This is a genomic window from Aurantimonas sp. A2-1-M11, assembly GCF_036549475.1.
GTDB lineage: Bacteria > Pseudomonadota > Alphaproteobacteria > Rhizobiales > Rhizobiaceae > Aurantimonas.
The window spans coordinates 1-12,577 of record NZ_JAZHLI010000035.1 but is presented as its reverse complement, the minus strand read 5'-3'; the positions used below and the strand labels follow the sequence as shown (position 1 = coordinate 12,577).

10 protein-coding genes and 2 pseudogenes are annotated in these 12,577 nt (G+C 66.8%); 11 read left to right on the top strand and 1 reads right to left on the bottom strand.

What is annotated here, in order from left to right:
* The first annotated feature begins 27 nt into the window (after positions 1-27).
* The 3 genes from VQ042_RS15570 (at position 28) to VQ042_RS15560 (ending at position 2,916) form a co-directional block, all read left to right on the top strand.
* Positions 28-732, top strand: coding sequence for a GntR family transcriptional regulator (locus VQ042_RS15570; protein WP_331820898.1), 705 nt, complete (start codon positions 28-30; stop codon positions 730-732).
* A 70-nt stretch (positions 733-802) separates the two neighbouring features.
* On the top strand, positions 803-2,017 hold the full coding sequence (uxuA, locus tag VQ042_RS15565) for a mannonate dehydratase (protein ID WP_331820897.1): 1,215 nt from the start codon (positions 803-805) through the stop codon (positions 2,015-2,017).
* On the top strand, positions 2,014-2,916 hold the full coding sequence (locus VQ042_RS15560; protein WP_331820896.1) for a sugar kinase: 903 nt from the start codon (positions 2,014-2,016) through the stop codon (positions 2,914-2,916). The genes uxuA and VQ042_RS15560 overlap by 4 nt, the downstream gene beginning before the upstream one ends.
* A 60-nt stretch (positions 2,917-2,976) precedes the next feature.
* Here the strand turns inward: VQ042_RS15560 and VQ042_RS15555 are convergent, their stop codons facing one another.
* The gene (locus tag VQ042_RS15555; protein ID WP_331820895.1) at positions 2,977-4,491 is read right to left on the bottom strand and encodes a UxaA family hydrolase; all 1,515 of its coding nucleotides are present in this window, start codon (positions 4,489-4,491) and stop codon (positions 2,977-2,979) included.
* Positions 4,492-4,675: 184 nt separating this feature from the next.
* Here VQ042_RS15555 and VQ042_RS15550 point away from each other — a divergent pair, with 184 nt between their 5' ends.
* The 8 genes and pseudogenes from VQ042_RS15550 to VQ042_RS26010 all read left to right on the top strand — a co-directional run.
* Positions 4,676-5,653: a sialic acid TRAP transporter substrate-binding protein SiaP gene (locus tag VQ042_RS15550; protein WP_331820892.1), complete on the top strand. Its 978-nt coding sequence runs from the start codon at positions 4,676-4,678 to the stop codon at positions 5,651-5,653.
* 71 nt (positions 5,654-5,724) lie between these two features.
* Positions 5,725-6,306 carry a TRAP transporter small permease gene (locus VQ042_RS15545; protein ID WP_331820890.1) on the top strand — a complete coding sequence of 194 codons (582 nt, stop codon included), beginning with the start codon at positions 5,725-5,727 and terminating at the stop codon, positions 6,304-6,306.
* Between the two features lie 94 nt (positions 6,307-6,400).
* Entirely contained in the window at positions 6,401-7,681 is a 1,281-nt protein-coding gene (locus tag VQ042_RS15540; protein ID WP_331820888.1) for a TRAP transporter large permease, read from the top strand.
* 162 nt (positions 7,682-7,843) lie between these two features.
* The gene (locus tag VQ042_RS15535) at positions 7,844-8,623 is read left to right on the top strand and encodes a succinate dehydrogenase iron-sulfur subunit (RefSeq protein ID WP_009207956.1); all 780 of its coding nucleotides are present in this window, start codon (positions 7,844-7,846) and stop codon (positions 8,621-8,623) included.
* Positions 8,624-8,781: 158 nt separating this feature from the next.
* Positions 8,782-9,669: a cell wall hydrolase gene (locus VQ042_RS15530; RefSeq protein ID WP_331820880.1), complete on the top strand. Its 888-nt coding sequence runs from the start codon at positions 8,782-8,784 to the stop codon at positions 9,667-9,669.
* A gap of 151 nt (positions 9,670-9,820) precedes the next feature.
* Positions 9,821-10,777 (top strand): annotated as a pseudogene (locus tag VQ042_RS15525) (alkaline phosphatase D family protein); the annotation flags it as partial.
* A gap of 720 nt (positions 10,778-11,497) precedes the next feature.
* A complete protein-coding gene (locus tag VQ042_RS15520; protein WP_331820951.1) occupies positions 11,498-11,887 on the top strand; it encodes a septal ring lytic transglycosylase RlpA family protein in 390 nt (129 codons plus the stop codon).
* A gap of 541 nt (positions 11,888-12,428) precedes the next feature.
* Positions 12,429-12,577: pseudogene (locus tag VQ042_RS26010) on the top strand (transposase family protein); the annotation flags it as partial.

Below are 12,577 nucleotides of genomic sequence, written 5' to 3'. Positions count from 1 at the left end.
TCCGAGCGTCGTCAACGAAGGTTCCCCATGTCTCTCGACCTCCTGTCCCCGGACGCGTCCATCCTGCCACGGGGCACAATGGCGGACGCCGTCTTCACGGAATTGCGCCAGGCGATCCTGGAACTGCGCCTGTTGCCGGGCGTCGGCATATCGGAGGCGGAAGTGGCGCGGCATCTGGGCGTCTCGCGCCAACCAGTGCGCGAGGCCTTCAGCCGACTCGCCCGGACCGGCTATCTGCGGATCCAGCCACAGCGGCGCACCGAAGTGGTGAAGATCTCCGTGCGCGAGGTTCGCAATGCTCGCTTCATCCGCGAGGCGCTGGAGGTCGCGGTGGTGCGCGAGGCCTGCAAGCGCGACGTCACCGACCTGATCGGCCGGCTCGAGACCAATCTCGAGCTGCAGCGCGCCGCCCAGATCAAGGACGACCGGCACAGCTTCCACCTGGAAGACGACGAGTTTCACCGCATCATCGCGCAAGGGGCGGGTTGCGGCTTTGCCTGGCAGCTCATCGACGAGCAGAAGGCGCAGATGGACCGGATGCGCTTCCTGTCGCTGGCCTTCGGCCAGCCGGCGGTCTACGAGGACCACGTGGCGATCTTCAACGCCCTCAAGGCCCGGGACGGCGAAGCGGCGGACCGGGCGATGCGCATCCATCTCGGCCGGATCAACGACCATCTGGTTCGCCTGAAGGCCGAGTTCGACCAGTATTTCGACGACAGCGACGCGGGCTGAACCCGGCGCCGACGTGCGGGACGAGGGGCACCCGCGGGGGACGCCCGACAAGACCAGGTGGGGACAGGACATGCAGGAAACGTGGCGCTGGTTCGGGCCGCAGGATCGCATCCAGCTTTCGGAGATACGCCAGACCGGCGCCCGGGGCATCGTCAATGCCCTGCACGAGATCCCCTATGGCGAGGTGTGGACGGTCGAGGCGATCGCCGAACGCCAGGCGCTGATCGGGGCGGACCCGGCGCTGGGGCTGGAATGGCGCGTCGTCGAGAGCCTGCCGGTACACGAGCGCATCAAGCTCGGCGACGGCGATCTGGAGCCATTGTTCGACACCTATCGCCAGTCGCTGTGCAATCTTGCCGCCTGCGGCATCGAGACCGTCTGCTACAATTTCATGCCGCTGCTCGACTGGACGCGCACCCAGCTGGCCGCGCCGGTTGAGGGCGGCGGAACCAGCCTGCGCTTCAACATGCACGAATACGCCGCCTTCGACGTGTTCATGCTGGAGCGCGAGGGGGCGGCAGACGAGTTGGCGCCGGAAACCCTGGCGCGGGCAAAGGCCTGGTTCGACGCCTCCTCGCAGGCCGATCGCGACAGGCTGCTCGGCGCCATCAATGCCGGCCTTCCCGGCGTCTATGCACGCTACGACGTGGCGGGCCTGCGCGAGATCCTGACGCGCTATGCCGGGATCACCCGCGACGACGTGCGCAGCAACTACCTGCGGTTCCTGGAAGCGGTCGTGCCGGTGGCGGAGGAAGCGGGGATGCGCCTGTGCGTCCATCCCGACGATCCGCCCCGCCCGATCTTCGGCCTGCCGCGGGTGGTCTCCAACGCCGACGACATCGCCTTCGTGCTGGACGCCGTACCGTCGCCGGCGAACGGCCTGACCCTGTGCTCGGGCTCGCTCGGGGCCAATCCGGCGAACGACGTGCCGGCGATCGCCGCGCGCTTTGCCGACAAGATCCATTTCGCCCATCTGCGGAACGTCGCGAAGGATCCCGACGGCTCCTTCGAGGAGGCCGATCACCTGGCCGGCGATACCGACATGGTGGCGCTGGTGCGCGTGCTCATGGCCGAGGAACGGCGCCGCCTTGCCGAGGGCCGGGCCGACGCCACGATCCCCATGCGGCCCGATCACGGCCACGAGCTCCTGTCCGACATCGGGCGCGGCACCCATCCCGGCTATCCGGTGATCGGCCGCATGCGCGGGCTGGCGGAACTGCGCGGCGTGATGGCGGCGGTGGCGGCACTCGACGGCGCCGCAGCCGAAAACCGGGTGCCGGCATGAGCGCGGCGCCGCAGCGCTTCGTCTCCATCGGCGAATGCATGGTGGAGCTGTCGTCGGCCGGCGAGGGCCTCTACCGCAAGGGATTTGCCGGCGACACCTTCAACACTGCCTGGTATCTGCGCCGCGGGCTCGGCGATGGTTGGGACGTCGCCTATCACACGGCGCTGGGCACCGACACGACCTCGGACGAGATGCTGGCCTTCTTCGCCGATGCCGGCCTTGCGACCGATCTCGTCCGGCGGATTCCCGAGCGGATGCCGGGCCTCTACATGATTCATCTGGACGGCGCCGAACGCAGCTTTTCCTATTGGCGCGACAGCGCCGCGGCGAAGCTGCTGGCGGCCGATCCGGACCATGTCGCCAGGGCCGGTGCGGCCGGCGACGCCTTCTATTGTTCCGGCATCACCCTGGCGATCCTGTCGCCGGCGGATCGCCAGCGCCTTCTCGACATGCTGGGGGCGGCCCGCGCCGCCGGCAAGTTCGTCGCCTTCGATCCCAATATCCGGCCGCGCCTGTGGCCGGAGCCGGACGAGATGCGGGCCGCCATGGAGGCCGGCGCCGCCGTGGCCAGCATCTGCCTGCCGAGCTTTCCCGACGAGGTGGCGGCGTTCGGCGACACGTCGCCCGAAGCGACGGCCGAGCGCTATCTGGCGTGCGGCGCCCGCGAAGTGGTGGTCAAGGACGGGGCCGATCCGGCGCTGGTCGCGGCCGGCGGCAGCGTCCAGAAGGTCGCTGCCCGCCCGGTCGCCGACGTCGTCGACACAACCGGCGCGGGCGACAGCTTCAACGCCGGCTATCTCGCCGCGCGGCTGGAGGGCATCGAGCCGGCCCGGGCCGCCGAACGCGGCCATGAGCTGGCCGGCGAGGTCGTGGGCCATTACGGCGCGCTGATCCGCTAGCCCTGTGAGTCCGGCGGGACGCACATGGGACGATGTGGCCGAGGCCTTTGGGCCCGCAGCCTACATCGTCGCGCCGATCTGCCAGGGCACGAATTCATAGTCGCCAAGGCCCTGGGCTTCGGATTTCGATTTTTCGCCCGAGGCGATGCGCAGGAGCAGCTGGTAGATCTCTCGGCCCGCCGCCTCGATCGACAGGCCTTCCGAGACGATCCGGCCGGCGTCCATGTCCATGTCCTCGGTCATCTTCCGATACATCTCGGTATTGGTGGCGATCTTGATCGAGGGCGACGGCTTGAAGCCCGCGGCCGAGCCGCGGCCGGTGGTGAAGGCCACGAGATTGCAGCCCGAGGCGATCTGGCCGGTCACCGAGGCCGGATCGTAGCCGGGCGAATCCATGAAGACGAAGCCACGCGTGTCGACCCGCTCGCCATACCGGAAGACGCCGTTCAGCGGCGTCGTGCCGCCCTTGGCCGCGGCGCCCAGCGACTTCTCGAGAATCGTGGTCAGGCCACCCTTCTTGTTGCCGGGCGAGGGGTTGTTGTCCATCGAGCCCTTGTTGCGGGCTGTGTAGTCCTCCCACCACTCGATCAGCTTGACCAGCTTGCGGCCGGTCTTCTCGTCCCTGGCGCGGCGGGTCAGAAGGTGCTCGGCGCCGTAGATCTCCGGCGTCTCGGCCAGAACGCCGGTGCCGCCCTGGGCGACCAGCAGGTCGCAGGCATAGCCGAGGGCCGGGTTGGCGGTGATGCCCGACCAGGCGTCCGAGCCGCCGCACTGGAGCGCGACCATCAGTTCCGATGCCGGGCAGGGCTCGCGCCGCGCCTCGTTGGCGATGGGCAGCATGGCCCGCACCCTCTCGACGCCGATCTCGACCGTGCGGCGCAGGCCGGCGACATCCTGGATGTTCATGGCGTGGAACATCGGGCCCTTCTCGATCCCGAAGGCTTCCAGCAGCCAGTCGATCTGGTTGACCTCGCAGCCGAGGCCGACCATCAGGACGCCCGCGACGTTCGGATGGCGGGCATAGCCCCACATGATCCGCTGCAGCGCCTCGAAGCCCTCGCCATCGCCGCCCATGCCGCAGCCGGTGCCGTGGACGAAGGCGGTGACGCCGTCGACATTGGGATAGGCGGCCAGTTCCTCCGGCCCGAAGGCCTCGGCGATCTTGCGCGCCGCCGTCGCGGAGCAGTTCACCGAGGTGATGACGGCGATGGTGTTGCGGGTGCCGACGCGACCGTCCTTGCGGCGATAGCCCATGAAGGTGTCGCGCTCGGCCTCCGGCACCATGGCGACGGGGCGCAGATCGGTCGCGAAGTCGTAATTGTGGGCGGTGCCGCGGAACTCGACATTCTGGGTGTGGACGTGGCTGCCGGGCGCGATGTCCTCGGCGGCATAGCCGATCACCTGGGCATATTTGATCACCGGCTCGCCCCTGGGGATCGGCCGGGTGGCAACCTTGTGGCCGCGCGGGACCAGTCCGAGCGTGCGCGTCTGCTCGACCTCGACCCCGGTTTCCAGCGTCTTGAGCGCCGTGACCACGTTGTCCGAAGGGTCGAGGCGCACCGTATTCGTCGACATGTCTGAACTATCCTCTGTCTCGACCGATCGCACCGACCGGATACCTCGCAGCCCCGCTGCCCGCCTTGCTTCGCGCCACCGCTCTTGCGGCAGCGATCGTCAATAACGACGATGGGGCCATTGCGCTATGGGACGCAATCAATATGATCGCCTGAAAACAGTGTATACATTGGGGAGGAACAAGATGAAATACACACAGCACGTGCTGGCCCTTTCGGCCGCAACCGCCATCGCGCTCACCGCGCAACCGGCCGCCGCGCAGACGGCGCTGAAATTTGCCCATGTCTACGAGTCCAGCGAGCCGTACCATACCTGTGCGGTGGAGGCGTCGGACAAGCTGAAGGCGGCGACGGAGGATCGCTACTCCTTCGAGGTGTTCCCGGCGTCCTCGCTCGGCAAGGAAGTCGACATCAATGAGGGCCTCGGCCTCGGCACCGTTGACGTGATCTATACCGGCCAGCTCTTCGCCGGCCGCGCCTACGGCCCGATCGCCATCGGCGGTGCGCCCTACATGTTCCGCGACTACGACCACTGGGACAAGTTCCGCAACTCGGACCTCTTCGAGGAACTGGCCGCGGGCTATAACGAGGCCACCGGCAACCACGTCGTGGCCACCACCTATTACGGTCAGCGTCACGTGACGGCGAACAAGCCGATCAATACGCCGGCCGACATGGAGGGCATGAAGATCCGGGTGCCGAATGCCCCACTCTACATGATGTTCCCGAAGGCGGTGAACGCCAATCCGACGCCGATTGCCTTCGCCGAAGTGTATCTCGCCCTGCAGCAGGGCACGGTGGACGGTCAGGAGAACCCGCTGCCGACCATCCAGGCCAAGAAGTTCCACGAGGTGCAGTCGGACATCTCGCTGACCGCCCACATCAACGACGCGCTCCTGACTATCGTCGGCGGCCCGACCTGGGACCAGATGGAAGAGGCCGACCGGACGGCGCTCACCGAAGTGCTCAAGGAGACCGCCGAATGCGCGACCACGCAGGTGCGCGAGAACGAGGCCAAGCTCGCCGAGTGGTTCCGCGAGCAGGGCGTCAATGTTCATGAGGTCGACATCACGCCGTTCCGAGAGGCGACGATGAAGCTCCACAACGGCCCCGACGCCACCTGGGACCAGGAGACCTACGACCGCCTGCAGGCGATCAAGTAGGCTCCCCGCCACCCGAATTAATGCCGGGCGCCCCTTGGCCGCCCGGCATGCCTTCACATCCGGATGCGGCCATGACGTCACCTGAAATCGATCCCGGCACAGAAGAGGGCGTGCAACCTCTGGAGCCGAACCCGTTTGCCGACCAGCCGGTCGACCTGTCCGACCTGCGCTGGAGCGACGGCGTCGTGTTCGGCGTCTTCTGGCTCCTGGCCTTCGTGGTCTTCCTCCAGTTCTTCACGCGCTACGTGCTCAACAATTCCCTCGGCTGGACCGAGGAGATCGCGCGCTTCCTGTTGATCGCGGTCACCTTCATCGGTTCGATCATGGCGGCCCGCAAGGAAAGCCATATCGCGGTCGAGCTGTTCTATCGCTACCTGTCGCGGCGGGGGCGCTTCGTCGCCCAGATCGCCGTCGATCTGATCACACTGGCCTTCTATGGCACGATGGCCTGGTTCTGCACCCAACTCGCCGGCCGCACGCACCAGATGATGGTGTCGATCGACGTGCCGAAATCCTCGGTCTACTGGGGCGTCGCGGTCTGCTTCGCACTGATGACGCTCTATGCGCTGGCGGCGGTCGTTCGCCACTGGCGCACCGGGACGAGCCGCCTCATCGACCCGGAACGCTTCGCGCTCGCGGGCACCGGCCTTTGATGGCCATCATCGTCGCCGCCATCCATTGCTTCGCCCGCGACGCCGGGCCGGTGCGCCCGGACGACCGCCTGCGCACCCATTCCACGGGGATCTCATGCTTCTGACGATGCTGTTCGTGCTGCTTCTGGGGATGATCGTCCTCGGCGTGCCCGTGGCGATCGCGCTGGCGGGCTCCTCGGCGGTCTTCATCCTGGTCGAGGGCCGGGTGCCCGACGTCGTCGTCATCCACCGGATGATCAACGGCGTCGATTCCTTCCCGCTCCTGGCGATCCCCTTCTTCATTCTCGCCGGCAATCTGATGAACGCGGCCGGCATCACCGAGCGGATCTTCGACTTCGCCAAATCGATCTTCGGCTGGATGCGCGGCGGTCTCGGCCATGTGAATGTCGGCGCCTCGGTGATCTTCGCCGGCATGTCGGGCGCCGCTGTCGCCGATGCCGGGGGCCTCGGCGCCATCGAGATCAAGGCGATGCGCGACGCCAATTACGAGCCGGGCTTCGCGGTCGGCATCACCGCCGCGTCCTCGACCATCGGGCCGATCATCCCGCCCTCTCTGCCGATGGTGATCTACGGCGTCGTCGCCGGCGCATCGATCGGCCAGCTCTTCGCCGCCGGCTTCATTCCGGGCCTTTTGATGGCCGTCGCGCTGATGGCGATGATCGCGATCTATGCCCGCCGCCGCAATTATCCGGTCGACCAGCCGTTCAAGCTGTCGATCCTCGGCTTCACCTTCAAGCGCGCCTTCCTGTCGCTGATGACGCCGGTGATCATCGTCGGCGGCATCCTGACCGGCGCCTTCACGCCGACGGAGGCGGCGATCGCGGCCTGCGCCTGGGCGCTGATCCTCGGCCTCGTGGTCTATCGCACGCTGACGCTGAAGCGATTCCTGCGGGTCTCCTTCGACACGATCGAGACTACCGCCGTGGTCCTGTTCATCGTCGCCGCGGCGTCGATCTTCGCCTGGATCCTGACCTCCAACCGGGCGCCGGAGCAATTCGCCGCACTGATCCTGTCGATCTCCGACAATCCGTGGGTCGTGCTGCTGCTGATCAACCTGATCCTGCTGATCGTTGGCTGCTTCATGGAGACCGTGGCGGCGATCACCATCCTGACGCCGGTGCTGCTGCCGATCGCCATGCAGATGGGCGTCGATCCGGTGCATTTTGGGGTGATCATGGTGCTCAACCTGATGATCGGCCTGCTGACCCCGCCGATCGGCATGGTGCTCTACGTCCTGTCGCGGGTGTCGGGCATTCCGTTCGAGCGTTGCATGTCCGCGACGGCACCGTTCCTGGTGCCGCTCTTCGTGGTGCTGTTCCTGATCACCTTCATCCCGGCCCTGACCATGTGGCTGCCGACGCTGATCTATCGCTGAGGCAGGCATCGCCCGGCAACGGCCGCGAGACAACGCCGCAGACACCGGAAAACGGCCGGACTTCAAACGATTTGAAGCGTTTCCGCGCCGTTTCGGCTCTGGTGTTTTGCAGCGCACGCTTTATGTTGCGAACGATTCCAGAAAGGCACCGGATACATCCTCATGGTCGAACTTGCCCTCCCGAAGAATTCCACCATCAATCCCGGCAAGGTGTGGGACAAGCCGGCGGGCGCGACGAATGTGCGCGAGTTCAAAATCTATCGCTGGTCGCCGGACGACGAGGAAAACCCGAGGACCGACACCTATTACGTCGATACCGACGATTGCGGCCCGATGGTTCTCGACGCGCTGTTGTGGATCAAGAACAAGGTCGACTCGACCCTGTCGCTGCGCCGCTCGTGCCGCGAGGGCATCTGCGGCTCCTGCGCGATGAACATCGACGGGTCGAACACGCTGGCCTGCACCAAGGGCATGGACGAGATCCGCGGCGCCGTGAAGGTCTATCCGCTGCCGCACATGCCGGTGATCAAGGACCTGATTCCCGACCTGACCGTGCCCTACACCCAGCTTCGCTCGATCGAGCCCTGGCTGAAGACCGACACGCCGGAGCCCGAGCGCGAGTGGCGCCAGAGCCACGAGGACCGCGAGAAGCTCGACGGTCTCTACGAATGCATCCTGTGCTTCTGCTGCCAGACCTCCTGCCCGTCCTACTGGTGGAATGGCGACCGCTATCTCGGCCCGGCCGTGCTGCTGCAGGCCTATCGCTGGCTGATCGATTCCCGCGACGAGGCGACCGGCGAGAGGCTCGACGACCTGGAAGATCCGTTCAAGCTCTATCGCTGCCACACCATCATGAACTGCACCCAGTCCTGCCCGAAGGGACTGAACCCGGCCAAGGCGATCGCCGAAATCCGCAAGATGATGATCGAACGCCGGGTCTGACCGATCGTCCCGCAGCATCGGGCTCGATCTTTTGAAGCCGCCGCCCGGATGCTCCGGGCGCGGCGTTTTGGCAACACTGGCCGGTGAAACGCCGGCCAAGGCCGATCGGGGCGCAGCCCGCCCCGTTTCACGACACATTTCGTGAGCACGGCTACGGCATGAACATGCTGTCGATCCGTGGTCGCCTGCCGGCCCTGTCCGCCCTTGTGTCCCTTGGCGTCATCTCCGGTTGCGTCGGTGCGCCGGAGATCGAGGACGTGGTCACGCCCCTGAGCTACGGCCCGAGCCAGGAATGCCTCGCCCGGGCGATGTTCTTCGAATCGAACCGTTCCAGCCGCGAGGGGATGCTCGCCGTCGGCACCGTGGTGATGAACCGTGTCGGCTCGCCGAGCTATCCCGACTCGGTCTGCGAGGTGGTGGCCCAGCCGAAGCAATTTGCCCCCGGCGTCATGACCCGCGAGATGGGGGCGGGCAGGGAACTGGCGATGCAGACCGCCCATGACGTCCTGTCGGGCACGCGCCACGCCGCGGTCGGCGACGCCAAGTTCTTCCATACGGCCGGGCTGAGCTTCGGCTACGGCAACATGCACTACAAGGTCATCGCCGGCGGCAACGCCTTCTACCAGAAGATCTCGCGCGACCAGCGCAGCGCGGGCTTCCGCATGGCTTCGCAGGCGGATCTGCGCAAGCCGCAAGGCGCCGCAGCAGCGATCGACGAGGTCCGCGAGGCTGCGGTCGAGGCAAGCCCGGCGCCGTCGGCCGCGCCGGCCGGCCTGGCGACGGCCACCGCCATGGCGCCGCGCGAGCCTGCCGCCGACGCGGCCAATCCCTTCCTGACGCTCTGGCAGGGCCTGACCGAGGAACCCGCCCGGAACGACAGCGGCAAGGGTGCGCGGCTGCGTCCGGCTGCGGAAACGACCCCGGCTCCCGCCGCCGACGAGACGGCCTCGCTGGACAAGTGGATGCTGCCATTGCCCGGCGTCCAGACCGCGACCGGCGACGCGACCGCTCCTTCTTCCGTCCCGGCGCCGGACGCCTCCCGCTAATTCCTTTCCGGCGTCCGGCGTCCACGCGCCTGGCTGTCCGTTTCGCGATGTTCGCGCCGGCATTCGGTCCTGCGGCGGTGGCGTCCTATATGGCGCAGGCGAGACCGGTGCCGGGCAGGGCCTTGGTCACAGGCAAGGCCGACAGGAACCGATGATCCAGACCGCTCAATCCGCCGTTCCGCTTCCGGACCGGATCGGCCCGATCCTTTATGCGCGCGGCGGCGACGGCCGGCGCGGCCATCTCGCGGCACTCCTCGTGCTGAAAGAGGACGTGGAGGCACCTACCCTCGTCGCGGACGGGGAGACCGTGCGACCGATCGCGCTGGCGAATCTCTTCGGCCGCACGGTCTGGCGCTACGATTTCACCCTGCCGGCAGGCGTTGCCGCGTCCTACAGCATCGACGGATCCGAGTTTCCGGTGGTCGGCCCGGACGGCGGCGCGACGCGCATCGCCTATGTCTCCTGCAACGGACAGGAGGAGGGGGACCTGACCCGGGACCTGGCCGAGCGCGACGCCATGTGGACGCGGCTGATCGCCGAGCACGGGCGCGCGCCCTTCGCCCTGATGCTGCAGGGGGGCGACCAGCTCTATGCCGACGACGTCCTGACATGCCACGGGGACGTGCGGCGCTGGACGACGCTGAAGCCGCGGGATCGTGGGACGGTACCGCTGACGGCCGAGGCGCGGGTGGCGATCCGGCGCTTCTATTTCGAGCGCTATCTGACCAGCTTCGCGCGACCCGCCCTGCAGACCATGTCGGCGCATGTGCCCTCGGTCTCCATGTGGGACGACCACGACATCATCGACGGCTGGGGCAGCCATCCGGCGCCGCTGCTCGACAGCCCGGTCGGCCGCGGCCTGTTCGAGGCGGCCCGCGAGATGTTCCTGATCTTCCAGCTCGCCGCGGACGAGGCCGACCTGTCGGCGGTGGCGCTCGACCGCCAGGCGCGCAGCCTCGGCGTTGCGCTGCGTTATCCGGGACTGTCGATCATCGCTCCGGACCTGCGCAGCGAGCGGCGTCCGGACCGGGTCATGGGCCCGGCCGGATGGGCGGCCTTCGAGGCGGCCATGGCGGCGACGCCGGAAGCGGATCGCATCGTCCTGATGTCCAGCGTGCCCGTCCTCGGTCCAAGGCTGAGCCTGGCGGAACTGATGATCGGCGTGGTGCCGCGTCTGGCCAAGCTGTCTGACGATCTGCGCGACCAGTGGCAGAGCCGCGCGCATCGCCGCGAATGGATGCGGTTCCTGCACTGCCTGGCGGAGCGCGGCGAGCGTGCGCCGGGCGGCCTCGTCGTCGTGTCCGGCGAAATCCATCTGGCGACGCGCGGCGAGATGCGGCTGCGGGATGGCACGCTGCTGCACCAGCTCGTCGCCTCGGGCATCTCCCATCCGGCGCCGGGGAGCGCTTATCCGATCGCACTGGGACTGCTCGCGCGTTTCGGCGAGAGTCCCCTGCCCGGACGCCGCATCCGGCTGCGGCCGCTGCCGTCGCGCCGCGCGATCTATGCGAGCGAGCGCAATTACCTCGTGCTGTCCCAGGACGGACGGGACTGGCAGGCGGGAATGGGAGCTGGAAGAAAGCGGGCGCACGCCGCCGCTGGCGGTCTGAACCGTCGGCACCTCGCGGATCGCGCGCGACATTTCCGTCGCATCCAGACGGGCATTCGGATGAAAATTCTCCAATCCCGCCAGAACGCTCCGCGAAAGTCGAAAAAGTTCCCTGATCGTAGAAAGACCCTATTGCTGCCAGAGTCCGTCCACGTTCTCGTCACAGGAATTGACGAAGGAGGCTTCGTTGCAAACGTCGCATTCAAGGACAGCACGATAATGAAGCTTCTGCCGAAGGCCGCTCTGGCGGCCGCGCTTTTCGCGGGAACGATGGTCGGTTCGTACTCCGCCGCAATCACTCCGGTCGTGGCCGAAACGAAGTCGATCGGTTCGGGTTCCGCCTCCTATTACGGAAAGCGCTTCCACGGTCGCCGCACGGCCAATGGCGAGAGCTTCAACATGAATTCCATGACCGCTGCCCACAAGACGCTGGCTTTCGGCACCAAGGTGCGCGTCACCAATCGGCGCAACGGCAAGTCCGTCGTCGTGCGCATCAACGACCGGGGTCCCTTCCACGGCGGCCGGGTCATCGACCTGTCGCGCGCCGCGGCCTCGAAGATCGGCATGATCCAGTCGGGCACCGCCAAGGTCAGCCTCGACATCCTGTAGGCTCGTTACCCTCGCCTCATCCGGCCGTTTGGTCGGTTTGGGGCGAGATCGCGTCCCGCGGCGCCGCTGCGCCGCGGACCTGCCCGTGACACCCCCGTCGCGGGCGCTGGACCGGCCATTCCGGTCCTCTACAGGCGCAGGGATCGCGCGACGCCAATGCGTCGCCTCCACCGCCAACCCAATGCGTCCACCACACTTTCCTCCTCTCCTCATCGCCTGCGAACGGCTGCCATGGCAGGGGAATCGCATTTGGAAATTTTTGTAGTCTGATTGTTCACTTGCGTTTGCGGTTGCGATGGATTCTTCGCTTGGACGGCGGATTTTCGCCGTTGGGAGGATGTCGTGGAAGAATTCGTCGCCTGCTGGGAAGGGCTTGATGANCAGGGGAATCGCATTTGGAAATTTTTGTAGTCTGATTGTTCACTTGCGTTTGCGGTTGCGATGGATTCTTCGCTTGGACGGCGGATTTTCGCCGTTGGGAGGATGTCGTGGAAGAATTCGTCGCCTGCTGGGAAGGGCTTGATGATCGCGCACCGGCAATGCCGAACTGCATGATTTCCACGAACTCCTGGTGATTGCGCTGTGCTCGGTGCTGTGCGGCGGGCAAGGCGCGGTCTCGATGGCAAGGTTCGCCCAGGCGAAAGAGGGGTTCCTGCGCGAGTTCCTCAAGCTCGAGAAGGGTCTGCCCAG

Excerpts from the sequence above, each read along its gene's own strand:
- VQ042_RS15570 (WP_331820898.1), top strand. The coding sequence starts at position 28 with ATGTCTCTCGACCTCCTGTCCCCGGACGCGTCCATCCTGCCACGGGGC.
- uxuA (WP_331820897.1), top strand. The coding sequence starts at position 803 with ATGCAGGAAACGTGGCGCTGGTTCGGGCCGCAGGATCGCATCCAGCTT.
- VQ042_RS15560 (WP_331820896.1), top strand. The coding sequence starts at position 2,014 with ATGAGCGCGGCGCCGCAGCGCTTCGTCTCCATCGGCGAATGCATGGTG.
- VQ042_RS15555 (WP_331820895.1), bottom strand. The coding sequence starts at position 4,491 with ATGTCGACGAATACGGTGCGCCTCGACCCTTCGGACAACGTGGTCACG.
- VQ042_RS15550 (WP_331820892.1), top strand. The coding sequence starts at position 4,676 with ATGAAATACACACAGCACGTGCTGGCCCTTTCGGCCGCAACCGCCATC.
- VQ042_RS15545 (WP_331820890.1), top strand. The coding sequence starts at position 5,725 with ATGACGTCACCTGAAATCGATCCCGGCACAGAAGAGGGCGTGCAACCT.
- VQ042_RS15540 (WP_331820888.1), top strand. The coding sequence starts at position 6,401 with ATGCTTCTGACGATGCTGTTCGTGCTGCTTCTGGGGATGATCGTCCTC.
- VQ042_RS15535 (WP_009207956.1), top strand. The coding sequence starts at position 7,844 with ATGGTCGAACTTGCCCTCCCGAAGAATTCCACCATCAATCCCGGCAAG.
- VQ042_RS15530 (WP_331820880.1), top strand. The coding sequence starts at position 8,782 with ATGAACATGCTGTCGATCCGTGGTCGCCTGCCGGCCCTGTCCGCCCTT.
- VQ042_RS15520 (WP_331820951.1), top strand. The coding sequence starts at position 11,498 with ATGAAGCTTCTGCCGAAGGCCGCTCTGGCGGCCGCGCTTTTCGCGGGA.